A 22,153-nucleotide genomic window follows, 5' to 3' on the forward strand; every position below is an offset into this window, starting at 1 on the left:
TTCAAACGCTGGCGTCACCACCCTCCCCGTCTACGATTCTTCCGCCAGTTGCCTGATTGACCAGTGACGCTTCATGAAAGAGCGCTCTCCGCTCGTCCTCGCTTCGCAACTGTCCAAGATCGGCCACCGTCGTCATGACGCAGACGATTTCCCGCTGCGCGTCGAAGACCGGGGCGGCCTGCCCTGTCACATTTGAAAGAAGATGGCTGGTCATTTCGGACCATCGTTCGTTACGCACCTGTTCCAGCAGTGACTTTGTCGGCGGGCTGCCCCGAAAGTGAGCTGGCTGTACCTTACGCGCCGCATCGACCATAGCCTTGGGTAGAAAAGCCTGAAAAACCAGGCCGCAAGCCGTATTATCGATGGGCAATGTGTCTCCCAGCGCCAGCGGATTGACCGAGAAATACGCACTTCGATACCAGCGCACGAGCGTCGGGCCACGATCTGTCCAGATAGCGACACCGCCGCTGACGGCATGTCGTTGCGAAAGGGCCTTCATGTGTTGCGCCGCAATCTCCACAGCGTCCACACGTTTCAAGGCGCCTATGCCGATGCTCAGCGCAGTCGGCCCCAGATCGTAAAGACCGCTTGCAGCATCTTGTTTCGCAAGGCCTTCCTTGACGAGGCTCTGCAGATAACGATGCGCTGTCGATCCGCCCGTCTTTGCCCGCCGGGCGACTTCACCCAACGCAAGCTCGGTTTCTGCATTGGCCAGAATCCGGAGAAAGCGCGCAGCAATGGAAACCGACTGTATTGTACCCGAGCGTTTTTCACTCGTTGTGTCGCTCTCATCGGACAGGTCGTTCTCGTTCAAATGCTTTGCCTCCTCCTTGGTAATAGCCAATCGATGTTTAGCGACAAGCCGTTGGAAAGTCATGCCCTCCGCATTGCGAATGCGATGGGCGAAGCTCGAGGATTTTGAGCCCGACTGGGCGGGCTCTCCCTCACTGTTGCAGGCATGCAACACACGTCGGAGGCTTGATATTATACTGTATTGCGGTACGCATTCCTTATTGCGGAATGATGCCCTTATGCTTTAACAGAACATGACTAATATACTCATGTTTGGGGCGACTTATGAATATCCGTTTGAATCGTGGCTTGATGTCCAGCGCCAGTGCACTCACGCTGGCGGTGTTTGTGGTAACGCCTGCGCTTGCCCAAGAGGCTGCGAAAGCCAGCTCCGATGCGATCGTGCTTGATACTGTGGTCGTGACAGGGGAAAAAGTCGCGCGCGACATCAAGAACACGGCGTCATCTGTTACCGTCATTTCGGCCAAGGAAATCGACAAGGAAAAGACAGGCGATTCATCCGTGGCTGAAGTGATCGCGAACGTCCCGAACGTCATCTATACCGACAATGTCGGCGCTCCTATCATTCGCGGGCAGGATACGCAGGGCCCAAACACAGGGCAGAACGTGTTCTGGGGCGGCACCGTACCACGCGCCACGATCAATCTCGATGGGCATTATCTGAATTATAACGAATACTATTTCGGCGCGACTTCGGTGTGGGACCTCGATAGTATCGAGGTGTTCCGTGGCCCGCAGACGACATCTCAAGGTGCGAATGCAATTGCAGGTGCGATCATTGTGAACACCAAGGACCCGGTATTCACGCGTGAAGGTGCTTATCAGGTCGAGATCGGCAATTACAACAACAAGCGCACCTCAATCATGCTGAACAGTCCGATCTACAAGGATGAGCTGGCAGCGCGCCTCGCGATCGACTATTCGGGCCGCGATACTTTCATTGACTATATCAGTCCCAACTTCATTTCCGAAAAGACAAATCAGGATTTCGAGGCGCTGAATGCACGGCTGAAACTGCTGTGGGAACCGGCGGAGATACCAGGCCTTACGGCAAAGCTGACCTATTCTCACAATCGATCCAACCGTCCAAGCCAGGAAGCAGCATCCGCACCATTCGATGAGCTCGAACATCTGACCACGACCATGCCAAGCTGGAAGCAGGCTACCGATACAGGCATCCTTGATATCGGCTATGATTTCGGCAACGGCGTGAAATTCTACAATCAGGCGCAATATTCCGCCTCGTCGGTGCATCGCCATACCGGCATTGCGAATAACGGCAAGGCCGATATCAATCAGAAGAACATTTCCAATGAGTCTCGTATCACGTTTGGCGAGCAGGAAGACGTCATCAGCGGTGTCGCCGGTATTTTCTATGCCAATACCAAGTCGGACGAATTCATGCTGCTTCAAGGCACGACGACGTTTGACGATACGAAAGACAATCTGGGGCTTTTTGCCGAAGTGAGCTACCGGCTCGACGACCAGTGGACGTTGACCGGTGGGCTACGTTACCAGCAGGATCGTGTACAGCGCATCGGAAAATCGGCGCTGGCACCGACGCCACTCGATTACGACGAAACATTCTCCGCGCTCCTGCCAAAGGTATCGCTGGCATATGCTATCACCCCCGATCTGACGATCGGAGCCTTGGTCAGCAAGGGTTACAATCCCGGCGGGGTTTCCCTCAATCTCAATTCGCGGCAATGGAAGCCTTTTGAGGATGAGACACTGTGGAACTACGAGTTGTTCACGCGCGCCAATCTGCTCGACGACAAGCTCACGCTGACAGGCAATCTGTTCTACATGGACTTCAAAAACGCCCAGTACAACATTCCTGTCGTCGTCTCTCCCGGTGTGGCACAATCCTATACGATCAATGCCGAAAAGGCTCATGCCTATGGTCTTGAAATTGGGCTCGACTATCAGCTTTTGTCTAATCTGACGATCAAGACAAGTGCTGGCATTCTCCGCACCGAAATCGACGAAATTTCGAGCAATGTGAGCTATGAGGGCAACGAGTTCGCCAAATCTCCCGGCTACATGTTCAGCATCGGTGCGAGCTGGGATGCAACGGAAAAGCTCAATATCTCCGGACAGGTTCGCCACACTGACGGCTACTATTCCGACCTTGCCAATACACCGACCTATGTCGTGGACGCCTATACGATTGCCGATGCGCGTGTGAACTATGATTTCCATGAATCATTGCAGCTTTACGGCTATGTGAAGAATATCTTCGACGAGCGCACCCCGACCTATCTGCAGCAGAACCGCGGCATTGGCGGCATCGAGGCAAGCATGACCATGCCGCGCACATTCGGCGTCGGCATCAAGGGCACGTTCTAAATACATAGTAAAACCACCAATCCTGCCGGCCATATCCATGGCCGGCACAGCTTTTTATATGCATCAACGGGAGCCTGAAATGGGTGCGCAACGGAAACTTCACATTGGTATGTCGCTGGCACCGACCTGGCTGAGTGGCGACGGGTGGCGGCATCCAGACAGCAACATCGAAGGGACGTTCGGGTCGGACTTTTACGTCGACATCGCCCGGCGAGCGGAAGCGGCGAAACTTGATTTCGTATTCCGTCCCGATAGTCTTTTCATGAACCATCAGATCATGGAAACCACTCCGGGCTTCGGCAGCATGGATGCGACGCTCGTCATGGCAACGCTGGCGCGGGAGACTTCGCATATCGGTCTTCTGACCACGATATCGACAACTTTCATGCCGCCTTATGTCGTTGCCCGTCAGGTCCAGTCCCTGCACTGGTTCAGCAATGGCCGGGCCGGGTGGAATATTGTCACGGCACTCGATGGCAACGAGAATTTCGGTTTGACGGAAATGCCTTCATCCGACGAACGCTATGCAAGGGCAGCCGAATTTACCAGCGTCGTGCGTGATTTATGGAAGAGTTTTCCTGGATCGGCCTTGAAACGTGATCGTGAAAGCGGCCGCTTTGCAGATACGGCAGCCATAAATCCGATAAATCACGACGGTACCTATTACCGGGTTAAAGGTCCGCTCAATGTCCCTTCTGTTCAGGATGCTCCCATCCCGCTTATTCAGGCTGGCGCGTCACCGGCAGGGCGCGACTTTGCGGCATCCGTTGCCGACGCCGTCTTTTCCGCGACCCCGGATATGGAAGCGGCAATCGATCTTCGCCGCAATCTTCGTGACCGTGCGCAATTCCATGGCCGAAAGTCGGACGACGTTCGCCTGCTTCCCGGTCTCAGTCTCTATCTGGCACCAACGCGGAAAGAAGCGGAAGAACTTTTCGCCTACACGCATGCGCGAGGTGATCGCGCTCGAAAAATCGCATTCATCCACGAAATGACCGGCCTCGACCTATCGGAATGGCCCGCAAATCGTCTCATTCGACCAACCGACCTACCACCCCCGCCAGAAAAGATCCGAAGCAAAACCCATGCGGGATTGCTTCGGCGTTTGTTACAGCGTGAAGAGCTTTCGGTTGATGATCTCATGCGTAGACCCGAGGTCATCAGTGCCGCGCATTGGCAGGTAATCGGGACGGTTGATGATGCAGCCCAAGACATTCGTAAATGGTTTGAAGCAGGTGCGATCGACGGTTTCATAACCGCGCCGGGTGGCTCAACCGGATCAATGCGGCTAGCGCTTGATGAACTCATGCCAAGGCTTAGCGAAGAAGGATTGCTGCGTTCAGAATATTCAGGAAATACCTTCTTCGGACATCTCACGGAGTAAGGTGGTTTTGGTACAAAAGATGGGTGGACTTTCAAAGGACGACTTCCAGCCGAGTTGTTTCCGATGTCTCAGACATTCAGCACCGCAGACTGAAGTCAGTCAAGATTATCGCCCCACTCGATAACCATTATATCCCTGCTCTTGAACGAGATATGAACCGCCAACTGGTCATCAATTTTGTGAATGGCCGGAATGAGGCCAGGAATGGACTATCAGCTTGTGGCTTCCAAGATGGCGATAGCGGACGTTCTGCCCTATTAAGAGCGACATGCGGTTTTTTTGGGCACCGGAGGGAGAAAACAGGCACACCAGCGCGAGCTTAGATTAGAAACGAAAACAACGTCTTATGAGATTCCAAGCATATTTTCGAGCTTTCTTCTGGGTACTAAGCGATCCGATTAATGTCAACATTTCGCGTGAGGAGCGACAACCTTCTTAGTGTTTAGTTGCCGACTCTTGGTTGAGGGCGAACAGGCCGGCAAGCACGTCCTCTTCCGTCAAGTCGATCGCCAAACCGTATGCTGCAGCTACAACCTCGTCCAGAGCCTCGTGTTCAAGGCTCCACCAAGTAGGACGTTCGTTACATAGGTTTGTCAGCGTCCGCTGTTTCAATATTTTTCTGCCTCTTCGTCAACAGGAACGATCCGGCCTGGAAATCCAGGCACAACTTCTTGGGTTCAACCCGTTTTCTCGTAACTCGTTTAGCTGTTTCTCGACATCTGCAATTTTGACGGCTCTGGAATCATTTGGTTCGGATGACGTATGAACACGTCCTATATTGACTGGTATGGTAGTATGGTATATCCGGAATTTGAGGAGTCAAAATCATGCGAAGCCCATTGTTGCAACCGAAACACGTCAGTGTGGTCGATCAGCTTTATGCAACGCTGCGGGCTGCCATCATTGATAATGCATTGTCGCCCGGCACCCGGATTTCCGAGGCCGATGTGGCTCAGCAATATGGGGTTAGCCGTCAGCCTGTGCGTGAAGCCTTCATCAAGCTTGCCAATGAAGGGTTGCTGGAGGTTCGGCCTCAGCGAGGCACTTTCGTCGCGAAAATTTCACTTCAGGCCGTAATGGATGCGCGCTTCGTGCGCGAAGCGGTTGAAGCGGACATCGTTAAGCTTCTGGCCCAATCTCCTGATCAGACGTTGGTTACCGAGTTGCGAGCCCAGCTCGTTTGTCAGGAAAAGCTCGTTGGCGGGTCTGCACGGGATTTCATGGAGGCGGATGAAATATTTCACCGCACCCTGGCCGAGGGAGCTGACAAGGGAAAAGCCTGGCGCGTCGTCGTCGAGATGAAGGCTCAGATGGACCGGGTACGGTTTCTTTCCAGCATGCATTTCCCGGTTGATCGCCTCATTGCACAACATCGCGCAGTGGTGGAAGCAATTGCGGACGGCGATGCCATCCAGGCCGAACAGTCGATGCGAGGACATCTGCGAGGAATTCTGAGTGATTTGCCTGTCATCGAACAGGAGCGGCCCGAATATTTTCTGTAGGGTTCACAGCAACAGCAAAGACATTATCCAGAGGAGGAAACAATGAAATTTCGGATTCTTACGCGTCTGGCAGCAACCTGTGCTGTTCTCGCTATCATGGGAGGAACATCGCTGGCGCAGGAGGTAACACTCAAGCTCGGCCATCTGGCCAATGAAGAGAATATCTGGCACAAAGCGGCACTGAAATTCGCGGAAGAGGTCAAATCTCGTACCGAAGGGCGCGTTGCCGTCGAAGTCTATCCGAATGAATCGCTCGGTAAGGAAATCGACGTCATCAACGGCATGCAGCTTGGCACGGCCGATATGACCATCACCGGTGAAAGCCTGCAGAACTGGGCGCCAAAAGCAGCCCTGCTTGCTCTGCCATATGCATACAAATCGCTTGAACATATGGACAAGATTGCCTCCGGCGAGATCGGAAAGCAGATCGAGGTAGAGATCGTCGAAAAGGCAGGCATTCGCCCGCTGACCTATTTCGCACGCGGCCCGCGCAATCTTTCAGCCAATCGCGAGATAACAAAGCCGGAAGAGCTGAAAGGCTTCAAGGTTCGCGTGCCGAATGTGCCGATCTTTGTCGCCGCATGGCAATCGCTTGGTGCGAACCCAACCCCGATGGCCTTCTCGGAGGTTTTCACCTCACTCCAGAACGGCACTATCGAAGGTCAGGAAAACCCGCTCGCGCTTTTCAAGTCTGGCGGCTTCTATGAAGTCCAAAAAGTCGTCAACAAGACGGAACACGTTCGCTCGTGGATCTATCTGGCCATATCGGAACGAAGCTGGGGCAAGCTTTCGGAGATCGATCAGGCTGCATTGCAGGAAGCTGCCAAGGTCACGCAGGCTTACGAACGCGAATTGTTCATCGCTGACGAAAAGGCACTCGTCACCGACCTCGAAGGCCGGGGCGTGAAGTTTGTCGACGTGGATCAGGCTGCCTTTGCCGACAAGGCCCGCGACGCTGTCATCAACTCTGTTCCGCAGGAAATCCGTCCCCTGGTCGAACAGGTTTTCAACGACTGAGATAATGGGGCTGCCGGACCCAATCCGGCAGCTGTCACGTCGAGGATACCATGACAAAACTATTCAAAGGATTGGAAGGCATATGTCGCCTTCTGATACTGGCAGCATTTCTCTTATTGATGGGGGCGGTGCTATTGCAGGTCTATGCGCGCACATTTTTGAGCAGCGCCCCAGTCTGGACCGAGGAACTGACCAGGTTCTGCCTGCTCTATATTGGTGCGCTCGGCGCGGGCCTCGCGCTGCGTAGTGGCGATATGGTCAATGTCGACCTTCTTTGCGAAAGCCTTCCCGGACGAATGCCGTGGCTTTTGCGACTGGTCAGCGCCGCATTGACGGTGGCTTTTGCGGCTATTCTTCTGCCCGCTGCGTGGGATTACACCATGATCGGCAGCCGTCAGACCGCCCCGTCGCTTGGCTGGCGCATGGATTTCGTCCACGCAACACAGTTCATTCTTCTCGTCGCTCTGGGTCTCTGGGCACTGATGCGCATCATTGAAATGCTCTCGGGCCGTCATGATGGGCGCCCTATCCCCAATTCGGAGGAAAATTGATGGGTCTGACCCTTCTTCTTGGCTCGTTCGTGCTCGGCCTTGCCATCGGCTTGCCCGTAGCTGTGACATTGGGCCTTTCCTCGATGGCCTATCTTCTGTTTGCGGACATCCCCTTGGTTGTCATCCCGCAGAAAATGTATGCCGGGATGGACAGCTTTGTTCTGCTCTGTATTCCAGGGTTCATCCTGGCTGGTAACCTTATGAATTCCGGCGGCATTACCGAACGGATTATTCGCTTTGCAAATGCCCTTGTGGGCTGGATGCGCGGCGGGCTGGCACAGGCCAATATCGCAGCCTCGATGCTTTTCGGCGGTATTTCAGGAACCGCAGTCGCAGATGTAGCTTCCGTTGGCGGCATGATGATCCCCGGCATGAAGAAGGTTGGTTATCCGGCCGATTTCTCCGCTGCAGTCACAGCCGCCTCATCGACTGTCGGCCCGATGATCCCGCCAAGCGTGCCAATGATTATCGTCGGATCGCTCTCCGGCCTTTCGGTCGGCAAGTTATTTCTGGCAGGTGCGGTACCCGGCGTTCTGATGGGTTTTGCCATGATGGTGACGACCTATTTCATCGCCAAGAAGAAAAACTTCCCTCGCGAGGACTGGAAGGGCGCCCGAGAGTTGCTGTCGTCATTCACCGGAGCGATCTGGGCTATTGCAATGACCGCACTGATCGTGGGTGGCCTGCTGATCGGCATCACGACACCGACCGAAACGGCAGTGGTTGCATGCCTTTACGCAGCGGTGGTGGGGCTGTTCGTCTATAGAGAACTGCCAGTAAGCCGGATTCCGAAAATCATCATCGATAGTGCAATCAGTTCGGCAGGCATTCTCGTACTGGTGGGCACAGCCAATGTGTTCGGCTGGATTCTCGTCGCCGAACGTATTCCGCAGACATTGGCCAATGCGGTTCTCTCCATCACCGATAACAAGTTTCTCGTTATCCTGCTGATCAACATTCTGCTTCTGTTCGTCGGCATGTTCATGGAAACGATTGCAGCCCTGATCATTCTATTCGTACCATTGCAGGCTCTAGCCTTGGCAGTCGGTATCGACCCCATTCATTTTGCGTGTTTTGCGGTCCTGAACCTTATGATCGGCCTGACTACACCACCGGTCGGCGTTTGCCTGTTTGTCGCATCCAATATTGCGCGTCTCCCACTCTCGCCGGTGATCAGGGCGATCATTCCCTATATCATCACCAATCTGATTGTCCTTTTGATGGTCAGCTACATGCCGCCTCTGGCGACCTGGCTGCCCAACACGCTGATGCCGTGAGGTGGAAATGACTGAGTTGTCGAACACGCGCGTGATCTGCCTTCACGCGCAGGACGATCTGAGGATCGAAAGTCGGCCTGTCGGAACACCAGGGCCAGGAGAAGTGCTGGTCGCGGTCGAAGCAGGCGGGATTTGTGGATCGGATCTGCATTACTGGTTGGAAGGCGGCATTGGTACTATCCGTGTCCGGGAACCGATCATCCTAGGTCACGAGGCCTCGGGACGCATCAAGGCTCTCGGCGAGGGAGTGACGGGGCTGGTGCCGGGTCAGCTCGTTGCAATGAACCCTTCGCAGCCTTGCGGCACCTGCAGTTTCTGCCAGCAGGGTCTGACGCGCCATTGCAGTGCGATGCGCTTCAAGGGATCGGCAATGTATCTCCCGCACCAACAAGGCATGTTCCGCGACAGGATAGTGATTGCGGCGGACCAGTGTTTTCCTGTCCCGAACGGTATTGATCCGGGAGCCGCAGCCTGCTCTGAACCACTGGCAGTTTGCCTTCATGCCGCCAATCGTGGGGAAGCGATTGCAGGCAGCTTGGTCGGTAAGGTCGTCATGGTGACAGGTGCAGGCCCGATCGGCGCCCTTTGCGTGGCGGTAGCGCGACAACTCGGCGCGTCGGAAATCATTGTGACTGATATTCAGGACGCCACTCTGGCTGTCGCCGCACACATGGGGGCAGATCATACGGTCAATATTGCAACCGACCCGACAGGGCTCGCCCGCTGGCAGGAAGGCAAAGGCAAGGTCGATCTGGTATTTGAATGCTCTGCTGCAGCACCGGCCATCGGCGACGCAATTTCCTGCCTTCGACCGCTCGGTACCCTCGTACAGGTTGGCGTCGGCGGACCCACCGTCCTGCCTCTCAACGTCATGGTGGGTAAAGAAATCCAGTTTGTCGGCTCGCAGCGGTTCGATACAGAATTCGCCGAGGCCGTACGCCTTATCGGATCAAAAGCTATCGATCCTCGACCGATCATCACCGCAACCATTCCCCTGACAGAAGCCTTGTCTGCCTTTCAGGCGGCTACAGATCGTACGCGGTCCGTTAAGGTTCAGATTAGTTTCGCTGATGCGTCAGCCTAGTACTGAAAACAGAAAGACGAACAAATGAGACAGACCTGGCGCTGGTTTGGCCCCAAGGACCTCGTATCCATCGATGATATGCTACAGGCAGGTGTTGAAGGCGTTGTCACCGCCCTGCACCATGTAGCGACCGGATTCGTCTGGTCGCCCGCCGAAATCGAAAAACGGCAGATCGAAATTGCCCGGATGAAGAACGGCGAACCTTCGGGACTGAAATGGGAAGTCGTGGAAAGCCTTCCGGTTTCAGAAGATATCAAACGTCAGACGGGCGACTGGAAAACTCATATCTCGAACTGGAAGACATCGATGCGTAACCTGCGTGACGCAGGCATCGAAGTCATCTGTTATAATTTCATGCCCATCCTCGACTGGACACGCACCGATCTCGCCTATCAACTGGCGAACGGGGCGACCTGTATGCGCTACAACGCCCTCGATTTCGCCGTCTTCGATCTGTTTCTACTCGAGCGCAAGGGTGCATCGGACAGTTACAAACCTGAACTCATCGAAGCTGCACGCAAGCGTTTTGCGGAGATGCCCGAGGAGCGGCGGCTTGAGCTTTCCGGCAACGTCGTTTTCGGTCTGCCCGGCGCTGCCGAACGCATGTCGATGGACGATGTGAAGCTTCATCTCGCCCATTACGACAATATTTCGCCGGAGCGCCTGCGAAACCACCTGATCGACTTTCTGGTAGAGGTGAGTCCGCTTGCGGAAGAGCTTGGCGTGCGTCTGTGCTGCCATCCAGACGATCCGCCCTTCCCTCTTCTCGGACTACCGCGCATCATGTCCACCGAAGCTGATTATAAAGCGGTCATGGATGCAGTAAACATTCCGGCGAACGGTATCACACTTTGCACTGGCTCACTGGGCGCGCGCGCCGATAATGACCTGCCAGGTATGATGAAGCGCCTGGGTGACCGTGTGCATTTCCTGCATTTGCGCAATGTCGCACTTGAAGAACCCCACCTTGGCGGATCGTTCCATGAGGCCGCTCATCTTGAAGGCCATACGGATATGGTGGCGATGATTGCGGCCGTCCTGTCAGAGGAGAATCGCCGCAAGGCCGAAGGTCGTGCCGACTGGCGCATTCCAATGCGCCCCGATCACGGTCAGGATATTCTCGATGATCTGAACCGACGCGCTCAACCGGGTTATCCATCCATTGGGCGCCTGAAAGGCCTGGCCGAATTGCGCGGAATCATGACCGCTCTGTCCCATCCAGATGTCAGGATAAGCAAGTGACACGGCTTTCAGCACTGGTGAACCATGCCGCAGCGGTCAGCTGGCCCGCTTATACTCCCGAAAATCACAAGGTCGGTATTGTTCATCTCGGCCTAGGCAATTTTGCCCGCGCGCACTTGTTATCCTATACTGATACCGTGTTGGCGCAAAAAGGTGGCAATTGGCGGGTGACGGGAGTGTCGCTGCGCGGAACTGCCGTTGCTGATAGTCTGAATCCACAAGACGGCCGCTATACCCTGATCACACGCGGTCCGGTAACGGAAGCGCATGTGATTGGCGCACTGGACCAGGTGCTATCCGGCCCGACAGTTGGCAATGATGCCCTGGATGCGATGACATCGCCCGGATGTCGCATCGTCAGTTTAACCGTAACGGAAAAGGGATATGGCATCACCAGCGACGGTAAGCTGGATCGTGAGCATCCGGCAATCGTCGCCGACCTCGCTAATCCAGACGCGCCCGCCAGCGTGATCGGGCTTATTGTGGCAGCGCTATCTCGTCGCATGACCGGTGGATTGCCACCCTTCACGGTGCTCAGTTGCGATAATCTCTCTCACAATGGTCAGAAGTTGCGGGACGCAGTATTGGCATTCGCCGATCAAACGGGTGGAAGACTGCTTTCGCGCTGGATAGCAGAAAAAGTCGCCTTCCCGTCCACTATGGTGGATCGGATCACGCCGGCGTCAAATGCCCAGACCGCCAAGCTCGCCGGGGAGTTGACGGGGCGAGAAGATCACGCTGCCGTTGAAACCGAACCTTTCAGCCAATGGGTGATTGAGGACAAATTCTGTGCCGGACGACCGGAATGGGAATGTGCTGGCGCCCTCTTTGTCGACAATGTCGCCCCATATGAAAGCATGAAACTGCGAATGCTGAACGGGGCACATTCGATGCTTGCCTATAGCGGGCAGCTCTCAGGTAAAAGCTTTGTCCGAGACGTGATGGCCGACCCGGATCATGCTGTACTCGTCCGTCGTCACCTTGCTGCCGCTGCAGCAACTGTGAAAGGATTATCCATTGATCTCGACGCCTATGCTGCGGCTCTTTCCGAGAGGTTCGCCAACCCGACTATCGCCCATTCCACCGCACAGATTGCAATGGATGGAACACAGAAGCTTCCCCAACGCATCACAACCCCGGCCCTGGAAGCTCTGGCATCGGGCAAACCGTACGGACCCTTCGTATTTGCTCTCGCTGCGTGGCTCGCCTATCTGGCTCGAAAGGGGGACGACGGCCACCCGGTTCCATTGAATGACCCCAAAGCGACCGAGCTTTTGACCGGATTGAACGGTATCGAGACACCCGAGGAAATAATCCGTGCGGTTGCGTCTGTGTGTCCCGATATCCTTCCCAGTAAGCTAACAAGTGGCGCATTCGGTTCAGCGTTGCGTGATACGCTTCACGCAATCCAGTCGGAAGGGATCCCAAAGGTCATCAAACGGGAAGCGGCAGAAGCTTCCTGAGCGTCGAAGCAAGCATAAAACTTTGCTGTCATTCCTCTGAACACAAAAGCCTGAATCATAATGAACGTGACGATATTGGGCTTCCAAGCGGCTAACCATAGTTTATTTTGTTTATAGTTCTCTGTGCATTTAGTAATTTTCCCCATCCTAAAATGAAATTCCGACAACGTTATTGCGATCTGATATAATAAGGGGTGCCTGACATTTTTCGGGCACATTTGTTGGTGAACAGCCGCGCTCCTTATCGCCACCATCCGGTGAAGCGTATGGGACGCCAACAAACAAAGGCTGGAGGCAACATGGTTCAATCAGCAGATGCCGTGCATAAAGCAGCGGTCGGACATATACCCGCATTTATAACTCCCCCGGGTGAGACCGATGTACTTTTGAACATCGTCATTGTTTTCCTTATCTGCATGGTGTTCTTAACTGGTATTCTCTACCTGAGACTCCATGCTCTCCCTGAACACATCGCTCATCAGACGAACAAAATTCAAATTCAGCTTGTTGCTGTACTGGGTTTGATAGCGCTCTTCACTCACAATCAGCTCTTCTGGATTGCAGCTCTTTTGTTAGCAATGACGGATCTTCCGGACTTCCTGTCGCCGGTAACATCAATGGCAAGGTCTCTGCGTACCATTGCACGGCGAGGACTTCACCTGACAATTCCACCCTCTGATCCAGCACCAACTGTTGGCGGCAGCGATAATGTTGCACCACAAACGATATCGCCGACCTCGCAAAGCGCAGCCATTTCAACAGTCGCGTCCGACACGGAGTTGCCTCTCTACCAGAACAAAGAGGAGCAGAAATAATGTTCGAATTCCTGCTTTGTTCGATGATCACCATACTTCCAGATTATCTTTTCCGCCGGTATCGTCAGGGAAAACGCATCGGACACGAGATCACGATCTACTCCATGTGGTTCGAACTCAGATGGGGGATCACTGCGTGCCTCATCCTCACGGTCTCCCTGATCACGATGATCTTCTATTACCATCCGTCTACATCTAACGTAACGGCTGCATTTCGAACCGTTACCATCCTTCCGGAAATAGGTGGACGTGTTGATGAAGTGTATGTCTCGCGAAACCAGAAGGTGAAAGCTGGCGAGCCGCTCTTCAAGCTTGATGACAGCAAACAAAAGGCTGCGCTGGAAACAGCCCGGAAACGCATTGCAGAAATCGACGCCGAAATGGTTGTCGCCAAAAGCGATCTCGTAGCTGCCGACGCCCGGATCAAGCAAGGTGAGATTGCTTTTGTTCAGGCACAGAACGATGTAAACACGCAACTAGAACTGCAACGCCGCAACTCAAATATCGTCGCCCGCAAGGATATTGAACGTCTCCAATCCATAGCCGATGGCAAAGGTAGCGAACTGGCCGCCGCAACCGCCAGCAAGGAGACGCTGGAAACAAAGATCACCTCATTGCTTCCAGCGCAGAGGGCAAGCACCGAGGCCGCAGCTACGCAGGCGGAAGTTGAGCTGAATAAAACAATCGTGAAGGCGGGCGTTTCGGGAACCGTTCAACAATTCACCCTGCGTGCAGGTGAAGTCGTCAATCCGTTGCTCCGCCCTGCTGGCATACTTGTGCCGGAAACAGCAGGACGAACGGCCCTTATCGCGGGCTTCGGTCAGATCGAAGCACAAGTCATGAAGCCCGGCATGATTGCAGAGGCAACGTGTATCGGAAAGCCATTCACGATTATCCCTATGGTCGTAACCGAGGTGCAGGACGTTATCGCTGGCGGACAGGTGCGAGCCAGCGATCAGCTGGTCGACATTCAACAATTAGCGAAACCGGGAACAATCACGGTCACCCTGGAGCCTCTTTACGAAGGACAACTTGCAGGCATTCCTCCAGGCAGCAGTTGTGTTGCCAATGCATACACGAGCAATCATGAAGAATTGCAATCCGGGAAAGCCGGTACCCTGCGGTCCATATTCCTGCATGCCGTAGACGCAACAGGGCTCGTTCACGCCATGATCCTGCGAATACAAGCCGTGATGATGCCGGTGCAGACCCTTGTGCTTTCTGGACACTAATCTTGGTCTGATCCGCATATGGAACGGGGGAGCCAATCATGGCTACCCCGCTTTCCCAGCCCGTACATTAGTCTTTTTCCAGCGTGACCCTGTTTTACAGGCTCCCTGTACTAAGGCGTCGCACATTAAAGTGAGCAGAACGAGTGAATTCCAGGTAAAAAAGACCTAGCTGCAGGGCTTGATATGGATCGGCGTCTCCTCCGTCTTTCCAAGCTCGACACATTTGTGTTTCGAGCAGAAAGTCCAGCCTCCACTCGTCTTGCCAGACGCAGCAAGAACGATTTCCTGCCGCGGAGGAATGGTTGGGTGATAGATGTACCAACCATCCTTAAGAACGGCATCCGCAGGCGGGTCCATGCCTGCGCCGGAGCCTTTGATTCGAGCCTCTGACAACGCCAACCCCTGGGAAGTGACATTCCAGAACTCCTGCCACGGCACTTTCTCAACGCTGTGCGTCCATGAGAGAACAAAGCTCGTGGCGACGATTTTCAATACGCCGCCAGCCGTTGCAATGCAGACTGCCATCAACCCGATGACGCGACGATGGAAGGTCGCGACCTCCAGAAATGCCATGCAAGAAAAGCGGCGCAGGCCGCAAAACCGAGTTCATCACTATAGGGATACGTTGCAAGCATCAGCGCGATGGCAGCGAAGGCCCATATGCGTTCCCAGATGTTCAGCGGCGTTCGAAGATGACCGATGGCGGCTGCGCCCCAAAGCAGAATACTGAGCAACGCCTTGATGAACATATAAGCGAATGCAGGCCAGAAGCCGAATTTTTCGGAAAGAGGTCCCCCCTCCTGAAGCATAATAACCGGTTCGTAGACCGCCATGAACGGCACGGCAAACCCAGCAACCGCAATACGGATCGCCTGCATACCGATCTTCATGCCCGACTCTCGTGCAATTGGTGCCGCCGCAAAAGCTGCAAGCGCAACGGGCGGCGTGAGATCAGCCATGATACCAAAATAAAAGACGAACATGTGCGATACCAGAAGCGGTACTTCCAGGTGAAGGAGTGCTGGGCCAGCGATCGAGGATGTGATGATGTAGTTTGGGATAGTCGGAATGCCCATACCGAGCACCAGACAGGCCAGCATGGTCAGTACCAGCGAGAAGAACAGCGAGTTTTCTCCAACGCTGACAATTACACGGGCGAATGTCGAACCGGCTCCTGTGAGCGCCAGAACACCGATGATGACGCCAACCAGAGCACAGGCGATGCCCACCGGCAGCGCATTCTTGGCGCCTTCCGCGAGGCTTTGAAGACAAAGATTGAGCGTTTCCCGACCACCGCGCACCAGAAAATTTATCGCGACCAGAAGTGCTACAAGAGCAATGATCAGCGTAATACCGCGTAGGGCGTAACCGAAAATGTTGAAGGTCGTGCCGAAGGCTGCGGCCGACATGACACCCAGCGCAACCCAGAACAGCACACGCAAAGGCATAGACATGGAGCCGGAAACCGGCACACCGAGAATGATAAGGGCGGTCAGGCTGAGGCCGACCGTGCCTGCAAAGAGTGGCGTATAGCCGGAGAAAAGCAGCCACACCAATGCGACGAGCGGCAGAACCAGAAACCAGCGTTTTCTGATTGCTTCGAGAGCACTTGGCATTTCGCTTTTATTGAGGCCTTTCATCTTGAGGCGACGCGCCTCGAGATCAACCATCACGAAGACAGTTATAAAATAGAGAATAGCTGGCACGATTGCAGCTTTGACGATCTCAACATAAGGCAGACCCAGCGTTTCAGCCATGATGAACGCAACCGCCCCCATGACCGGGGGCATGATCTGGCCACCCATCGACGCTACAGCTTCGACACCACCGGCAAAGGCCGGACGAAAACCGGAACGTTTCATCAGAGGAATGGTGAAAGCGCCCGTGGTCACGACATTGGCGACACCAGAACCGTTGATCGTTCCCATCAAGGCCGACGAGATAACCGAAACTTTTGCAGGGCCGCCACGCGACGCACCGACCGTTCCCATGGCAATGTCGTTGAAGAGCTGGATCATGCCGGCACGTTCGAGAAATGCGCCGAACAGGATGAAAAGGAAAATATAGCTCGATGAGACATAGATCGGCGTGCCGTAAATTCCCTCTGTTCCCAGAAAAAGAACCTCGACGACTTGCTCGAAATCATAGCCCCGGTGATTGAACGGGTGCGGGAGATATTGTCCGAACAAGCCGTAAAACAGGAAGATCGCGCAGATAAGAGGTAGGGTCCAGCCCATCATCTTTTTTCCCGCCCAGAAGACGAGAGCGACCACGAGAATGCCGATCACAATATCGAGCGTATTGGGTTCACCTGCCCTGATCACCAAGTCTTCATAGAATACCCAATGATAAAGACTGAGTACAAAGGCGACGACGGCCGCCAGCCAGAACGCCGCTCGCTTTGCAGCAACAGTGCTCGCATTGGCGTAAAGCCCGAAAAGAAGCAGAAGCAGAAATCCGACGTGGACGGAGCGGACCACCTGACTTGGCAGTGGTGAATAAGCAGAAGTCCAAAGCTGGAAAACCGAAAAAGCCACGGCGATGGCAAACAGGATCCTTGCACCTGTGCCCGTGCCCCAGGCGGGAATATGCTCAGCCGATTCTACGGCGCTGTTCTCGCTCTGCGTCATGAACGACCCTTCATCAGATTATGCATTTAAAATGAAAAGCTACGGGAACGATCCGATTAGCAAGGATCGGGCGCCGATTGTCAGAAAAAGGGCTGTACCCGGATATTTCATCCGGGTGCCAGCCGCCGCGCAGGATTGCTGTCGGCCTATTCGATGCCTTTTTCCTTGTAGTAACGCAGAGCACCGGGATGAACCGGAACAGGAGACACGATGGTGCTCTTGTCGAGCTTGATTGCCTTTGCGGAAGAATGGGCGGCGGCCAGCTGGTCGAGATTCTCGAAGAACCCCTTGGTCATCTGGTAAACCAGTTCTTCATCCATATCTGGGCGAACGATCAGATAGTTGATCACGGAAGCCGTCACGACGTCCTTGTCCTGTCCACTGTAGGTATTCGCCGGGATCGTGTTGACTTGATAAGGCGCACCGATTTTCTCGATGACGTCTGCCGGAACTTCAACAACGTTGATGTCCACGGAGTTGGCAAGATCGCGCAGCGAGGCGACGCCAAGTCCAGAAGATTGCAAAGTTGCATCCAATTGGCGGTTTTTCATCAGCTCGACGGATTCTGCGAAAGGGAGATATTCGATCTTGCCGAGATCATCATAGGAAAGTCCGGCAGCCTCCAGAATGGTGCGCGCATTCAGTTCCGTTCCGGATTTCGGCGCGCCAACCGACAGCCGTTTTCCTTTAAGGTCGGCTAATGTCTTGATACCGGATTCCTTGGAGGCGACGATCTGGACATAATTCGGATAGATTGCCGCAAGCGTGCTCAGATTGGTGAGCTTCTTCTTAAAACCGGCTGCTTCATTGCCTTCATAGGCATCACGCAGGGAATCGCCCAGCGTGAACGCCACTTCGCCGCGGCCGCTGTTGATGAGATTGATATTCTCAATGGATGCCTTCGTCGCCTGAACCGAAGGACGCACATCAGGAATGCTGGAATAAATTTTTTCCATGGCGACGCCGAGCGGGTAGTAGACACCACTGGTGCCACCGGTCAGAATGTTTACAAACTCCTCGGCTTTCGCTTGCGCTGCACCGAACACAAGCCCCAATGCGGTAGCCAGAGAAACCGTCGTTTTCCGATTAAAGATTTGCATATTTCCTCCTCACTCCAATAGATTTTGCCATGGTGCAGACACCACGACCAAGCGGGAAGTTTTTGCAGATTACTTCCCCCACTGCATTTCAAAAGGTCCTCCCACGGAACTGCTAAGACGCTAACGCATTCTGGTGAGAATCCAAAATGTTTTTGGCCGTTATTGCCCAGTGAGTTTAATTCTCCATGTTTGTTTTGAAGACGACGAGGTTCTGCCACCATTATGCTGATGCGCGACATATGGAATCACGCGGGCGGGAGGGCTGCTTTTCGACTAAGATCAAGGCCCGCTTGTGCCTGGGCCAGCAGTTAACTTGCCAGTGAGAGGTCTGTTACTTGTTCAAACCAGGATGGAAGCTGTGCGCTTTGACATCTTACCATTTGAGTAAAACGTGCCCGCCGATCATGCCGAGCAAGCCCAAGATTGCGATGCCGAGCGTATACCAGATTGCAATAAACGGCATTCCGGATTCCGGACAGTGTAGTGAATAGATGAGAACTCCTACGGCGCCAGCAACGATACCGGCAACAAGGCCCGTTAGAACAGAATCTGCCGGAGCAAGCCGCCGCATGGCGGCAAGCAGAAATCCGAGCATGGGAAGTGCTATGAAAACAATCAACCACGGACAGACCAACGCCGTCCGCCCCCATATCAACACTTCTGCTTGTCCGGGCTCCGCGTTTAGCAGCTGGATTGATGCCGCGCCTGCAAGACAAGCCAGAAGTACAGCAAGCGGCAACCAGTGCAATCTCGTGCGAACGGGCCGCGACAAGGTGAATAATGCGGGGACCAGTATCAATAAAAGCAGGACTGCATAGCCGAATTTCATCCAATAGGCTGCCGTCGTCATCGCCAACAACAAATCGTGACGCACGCCAAGGAAAACCAGCATAATCGCAAGCCCGCCTACCATGCCTCCCGTCGCATAGCGCAAGAAAAGCTGGCGCATTGCGTGAGGGCCAACCGGTTTGACATCTGCTGTCAGCTTGTCGATCAGATCATCGGTCATGCCCTTTGCCTCCAAATCTTTGCGCTATTGCTGCAAGACCGCGGTGGATGGCGACTTTGACCGCACTCTGGCTCAAGCCGGTGTCACGTGCGGCTTCATCTATGGATTGTCCCTCGATTTTTACTTTGCGGATCAAACCTGCCGTGCGCTCGGAAACACCGCTCAACATCCGGTCCACATCCATGCGCGCATCGGCGGCTTCAGCATCATCGGTCACAGGAACATCCTCTTCCAGAGGTGTAGCAGTCTCACGCCCGTGACGGCGTAGATGATCGACAAGCTTGTGATGTGCAATTCCATTCACCCAGGGTAGAAACGGCATGCCCCGATCATAGGTTATGCGTCGGGTATGGATCGCCAGCAAAGTCTCCTGAATAAGGTCCTCCGCTTGCGATTTATCGCCGAAAAGACGCCGTAGAAAATAAGGTTTTAGTCGGCGCGACAGATCCTCAAGCAAGGTCCGATAGGCTGCCTTGTCTCCGTCGAGCGCCAATATCATCAGTTTTTTCAACCTCTCTTCGTTCGAATAGGTCAGGTTACAACTCCCAATCACCGGCATATTCGTGAAAGAAGCGGAAAAGGTTACATCTTCCAATGAGGTGATCACATCGCCGTGATCGGTGTAACCATTTGCCTCTGCCTGTCGAAACTCCTCTCGTTACGCGCCGCTGGCGCCCAGATGAACAGGAGTATCGTCATGACCATCAAACAGAACATCATCGTCCTTCCGGCGCTCGCCCTGCTTGCCGCTATATCTTTCACGCCGGTTTCTTTCGCGCAAGACGCGATGAAAACCGACACCATGAAGTCTGACACTATGAAGAAGGATTCCATGGGCAAGCATGACGCCATGAAAGGTGACGCCATGCATAGCGATACAAAAAAGAAAATGAAGAAACATGACGACAAAGCGATGAAGAGCGATGCCATGAAACAGGACGCAATGCAGTCCGACTCCATGAAGAAGCCACAGTAATTGTTCTGGCCCGCCAGTCTTCCCTCACGATTGGCGGGCAAATTACCGGAGCGCAACATCATGAAACAGCTCGTCTATCGCCAGCGTCTGCTGACGCGTCTCACACACTGGATTTGGGCTGCAAGCCTCTTCTTTCTGCTGCTGTCCGGGCTGCAGATATTCAATGCGCACCCCACACTCTATCTCGGCAACGAATCCGGTTTCGACTATGATAATGCCATTCTGGCAATTTATGCCGTCGAGGGCGAAAGCGGCCCTGAAGGTCGTGTCGATATCTTGGGTAAAAGCTTCCAGACAACCGGTTTTCTCGGCGTATCGGGAGCCACAAGCGCTCCCGACTATCAGGCATTTCCCCCAGCGTTGACCATTCCATCCTATCGCGATCTGGCAACCGGACGTGTGGTTCACTTCTTCTTCGCCTGGGTTCTGGTGGGCACGCTCATGCTATGGTTGGTCGGGAGTGTTCTGAACGGGCATCTGAAGAACGAGCTACTGCCATCTGCATTGGAAATAAAGAGCCTGCCCGGCGATTTTCTCAACCATCTGAAATTTCGTTTCCAGCATGGGAAAACATACAATCCTATGCAGAAACTGACCTATTGCATGATATTTTTCGGCCTTTTCCCGATGGTTATAATTACGGGGCTGGCCATGTCTCCCGGCATGGATGCCGTACTGCCGCTGACGGAATGGCTCGGCGGACGCCAGACAGCCCGCACTCTTCATTTTGTAGCCGTTTTCCTGCTTTGCGCATTCGTCGTCATTCATATCGTGATGGTGCTTGCGGCAGGTCCGTTCAACGAAATGCGATCGATGATCTCTGGTTGGTATCGCGCCGATCTTCCGAAAAAAGACGAGGATAGGCACCCATGAGCAAGCTGAATCTTTCCAGACGACAGTTCCTAACTTTTTCCGGAGCCGCAGCCTCTTCCATTATGTTGAGCGGTTGTGATGCTTTCGATTTTGTCGGCAACAACGAAAGCGCTACGCGGCAAGTCCTCGAAAAGGCGAACGATCTGACCTACCTCATTCAACGGCAACTGCAGGGACATAATGCACTTGCAAAGGAGTATGGGGAAAGCGAGCTGCGTCAGGGTCAAAAACCGAATGGTGAAACCAATCCTGCGACGGAAGAATATGAAGCACTTCGCGCAGCCGATTTCTCAGACTATGTTTTGCAGGTAACAGGTCTCGTGGAAAAACCGACAAGTTTTTCGCTGGAGCAACTGCGCAGCATGCCAGGGCGCACCCAGATCACCCGCCACGACTGCGTGGAAGGCTGGAGTACAATCGCCAAATGGACAGGCGTCCCCTTGAGCCAGATTCTCGATGTGACACGCCCCACGTCATCCGCGCGCTTTGTCGTCTTCCACTGCTTCGATAGGGTAGACGGCGCGAAAGGAGCGGCGTCATTTTACGGCAGCATAGATCTCATCGACGCCCGTCATCCGCAGACTATTTTGGCATATGGTCTCAATGATCGTGTCCTGCCGGTAGAAAACGGAGCTCCGCTTCGTCTGCGCGTAGAGAGACAACTCGGATACAAGATGAGCAAATACATCAAGTCGATTGAGCTTGTCTCAAGCTTTACGGCCATTCAGGGTGGGAAAGGTGGTTACTGGGAGGACTATGGCTATGACTGGTATGGTGGAATATGAGCCTTTGAAATGCCCGGCTCCGGTGCTGGTTAAACGCTGATATTCCGAGTG

Annotated in this window: 20 protein-coding genes; 14 read left to right on the forward strand and 6 right to left on the reverse strand. The window is 54.1% G+C overall.

Annotation, left to right across the window (positions count from 1 at the left end; all coding sequences use genetic code 11):
* Position 1: 1 nt before the first annotated feature.
* Positions 2-814 carry an IclR family transcriptional regulator gene (locus AAE521_RS23135; protein WP_084094419.1) on the reverse strand — a complete coding sequence of 271 codons (813 nt, stop codon included), beginning with the start codon at positions 812-814 and terminating at the stop codon, positions 2-4.
* Between the two features lie 263 nt (positions 815-1,077).
* Between AAE521_RS23135 and AAE521_RS23140 the strand changes: the two genes are divergently transcribed.
* The 11 genes from AAE521_RS23140 (at position 1,078) to AAE521_RS23190 (ending at position 14,729) form a co-directional block, all read left to right on the forward strand.
* Positions 1,078-3,162 carry a TonB-dependent receptor gene (locus AAE521_RS23140; protein WP_342062611.1) on the forward strand — a complete coding sequence of 695 codons (2,085 nt, stop codon included), beginning with the start codon at positions 1,078-1,080 and terminating at the stop codon, positions 3,160-3,162.
* Positions 3,163-3,241: 79 nt separating this feature from the next.
* Positions 3,242-4,546, forward strand: coding sequence for an NtaA/DmoA family FMN-dependent monooxygenase (locus AAE521_RS23145; RefSeq protein WP_342062612.1), 1,305 nt, complete (start codon positions 3,242-3,244; stop codon positions 4,544-4,546).
* Positions 4,547-5,373: 827 nt separating this feature from the next.
* On the forward strand, positions 5,374-6,048 hold the full coding sequence (locus AAE521_RS23150; RefSeq protein WP_029926471.1) for a GntR family transcriptional regulator: 675 nt from the start codon (positions 5,374-5,376) through the stop codon (positions 6,046-6,048).
* A 42-nt stretch (positions 6,049-6,090) separates the two neighbouring features.
* Positions 6,091-7,065, forward strand: coding sequence for a TRAP transporter substrate-binding protein (locus AAE521_RS23155; RefSeq protein ID WP_071633958.1), 975 nt, complete (start codon positions 6,091-6,093; stop codon positions 7,063-7,065).
* Positions 7,066-7,115: 50 nt separating this feature from the next.
* Positions 7,116-7,616 (forward strand): TRAP transporter small permease, encoded by a 501-nt coding sequence (locus tag AAE521_RS23160; protein ID WP_071633957.1) that lies wholly within the window; start codon positions 7,116-7,118, stop codon positions 7,614-7,616.
* On the forward strand, positions 7,616-8,893 hold the full coding sequence (locus tag AAE521_RS23165) for a TRAP transporter large permease (RefSeq protein ID WP_029926467.1): 1,278 nt from the start codon (positions 7,616-7,618) through the stop codon (positions 8,891-8,893). The genes AAE521_RS23160 and AAE521_RS23165 overlap by 1 nt, the downstream gene beginning before the upstream one ends.
* Positions 8,894-8,900: 7 nt before the next feature.
* A complete protein-coding gene (locus AAE521_RS23170; RefSeq protein ID WP_342062613.1) occupies positions 8,901-9,977 on the forward strand; it encodes an L-idonate 5-dehydrogenase in 1,077 nt (358 codons plus the stop codon).
* A 24-nt stretch (positions 9,978-10,001) separates the two neighbouring features.
* Complete coding sequence (gene uxuA / locus AAE521_RS23175; protein WP_342062614.1) at positions 10,002-11,219, forward strand: mannonate dehydratase; 1,218 nt, start codon at positions 10,002-10,004, stop codon at positions 11,217-11,219.
* Complete coding sequence (locus AAE521_RS23180) at positions 11,216-12,682, forward strand: mannitol dehydrogenase family protein (RefSeq protein ID WP_342062615.1); 1,467 nt, start codon at positions 11,216-11,218, stop codon at positions 12,680-12,682. The genes uxuA and AAE521_RS23180 overlap by 4 nt, the downstream gene beginning before the upstream one ends.
* 299 nt (positions 12,683-12,981) lie before the next feature.
* Positions 12,982-13,497 (forward strand): hypothetical protein, encoded by a 516-nt coding sequence (locus tag AAE521_RS23185; RefSeq protein WP_235817725.1) that lies wholly within the window; start codon positions 12,982-12,984, stop codon positions 13,495-13,497.
* Positions 13,497-14,729 carry an HlyD family secretion protein gene (locus tag AAE521_RS23190; RefSeq protein ID WP_342062616.1) on the forward strand — a complete coding sequence of 411 codons (1,233 nt, stop codon included), beginning with the start codon at positions 13,497-13,499 and terminating at the stop codon, positions 14,727-14,729. The genes AAE521_RS23185 and AAE521_RS23190 overlap by 1 nt, the downstream gene beginning before the upstream one ends.
* Before the next feature lie 165 nt (positions 14,730-14,894).
* Here AAE521_RS23190 and AAE521_RS23195 read toward each other — a convergent pair whose 3' ends face one another.
* The 5 genes from AAE521_RS23195 to AAE521_RS23215 all read right to left on the reverse strand — a co-directional run bounded on the left by AAE521_RS23195 (position 14,895) and on the right by AAE521_RS23215 (position 19,967).
* Entirely contained in the window at positions 14,895-15,254 is a 360-nt protein-coding gene (locus tag AAE521_RS23195) for a DUF1850 domain-containing protein (protein WP_071633951.1), read from the reverse strand.
* Complete coding sequence (locus AAE521_RS23200) at positions 15,254-17,359, reverse strand: TRAP transporter permease (protein WP_071633950.1); 2,106 nt, start codon at positions 17,357-17,359, stop codon at positions 15,254-15,256. Before AAE521_RS23200 ends, AAE521_RS23195 begins: the two co-directional genes overlap by 1 nt.
* A gap of 146 nt (positions 17,360-17,505) precedes the next feature.
* Positions 17,506-18,459 (reverse strand): TAXI family TRAP transporter solute-binding subunit, encoded by a 954-nt coding sequence (locus AAE521_RS23205; RefSeq protein WP_071633949.1) that lies wholly within the window; start codon positions 18,457-18,459, stop codon positions 17,506-17,508.
* Between the two features lie 373 nt (positions 18,460-18,832).
* Complete coding sequence (locus tag AAE521_RS23210) at positions 18,833-19,468, reverse strand: NrsF family protein (RefSeq protein WP_071633948.1); 636 nt, start codon at positions 19,466-19,468, stop codon at positions 18,833-18,835.
* On the reverse strand, positions 19,458-19,967 hold the full coding sequence (locus AAE521_RS23215) for a sigma-70 family RNA polymerase sigma factor (protein ID WP_342062631.1): 510 nt from the start codon (positions 19,965-19,967) through the stop codon (positions 19,458-19,460). Before AAE521_RS23215 ends, AAE521_RS23210 begins: the two co-directional genes overlap by 11 nt.
* A gap of 198 nt (positions 19,968-20,165) precedes the next feature.
* Between AAE521_RS23215 and AAE521_RS23220 the strand changes: the two genes are divergently transcribed.
* The 3 genes from AAE521_RS23220 to AAE521_RS23230 are packed head-to-tail and all read left to right on the forward strand — an operon-like array spanning position 20,166 to position 22,102.
* Positions 20,166-20,444, forward strand: a complete 279-nt coding sequence (locus AAE521_RS23220) for a pentapeptide MXKDX repeat protein (protein WP_029926454.1) — start codon at positions 20,166-20,168, stop codon at positions 20,442-20,444.
* Positions 20,445-20,504: 60 nt separating this feature from the next.
* Entirely contained in the window at positions 20,505-21,317 is an 813-nt protein-coding gene (locus tag AAE521_RS23225; RefSeq protein ID WP_071633946.1) for a cytochrome b/b6 domain-containing protein, read from the forward strand.
* Positions 21,314-22,102 (forward strand): molybdopterin-dependent oxidoreductase, encoded by a 789-nt coding sequence (locus AAE521_RS23230; protein WP_342062617.1) that lies wholly within the window; start codon positions 21,314-21,316, stop codon positions 22,100-22,102. Before AAE521_RS23225 ends, AAE521_RS23230 begins: the two co-directional genes overlap by 4 nt.
* The last annotated feature ends 51 nt before the right edge of the window (positions 22,103-22,153 follow it).

This window comes from Brucella cytisi, from assembly GCF_038433355.1.
Taxonomy (GTDB): domain Bacteria; phylum Pseudomonadota; class Alphaproteobacteria; order Rhizobiales; family Rhizobiaceae; genus Brucella; species Brucella cytisi.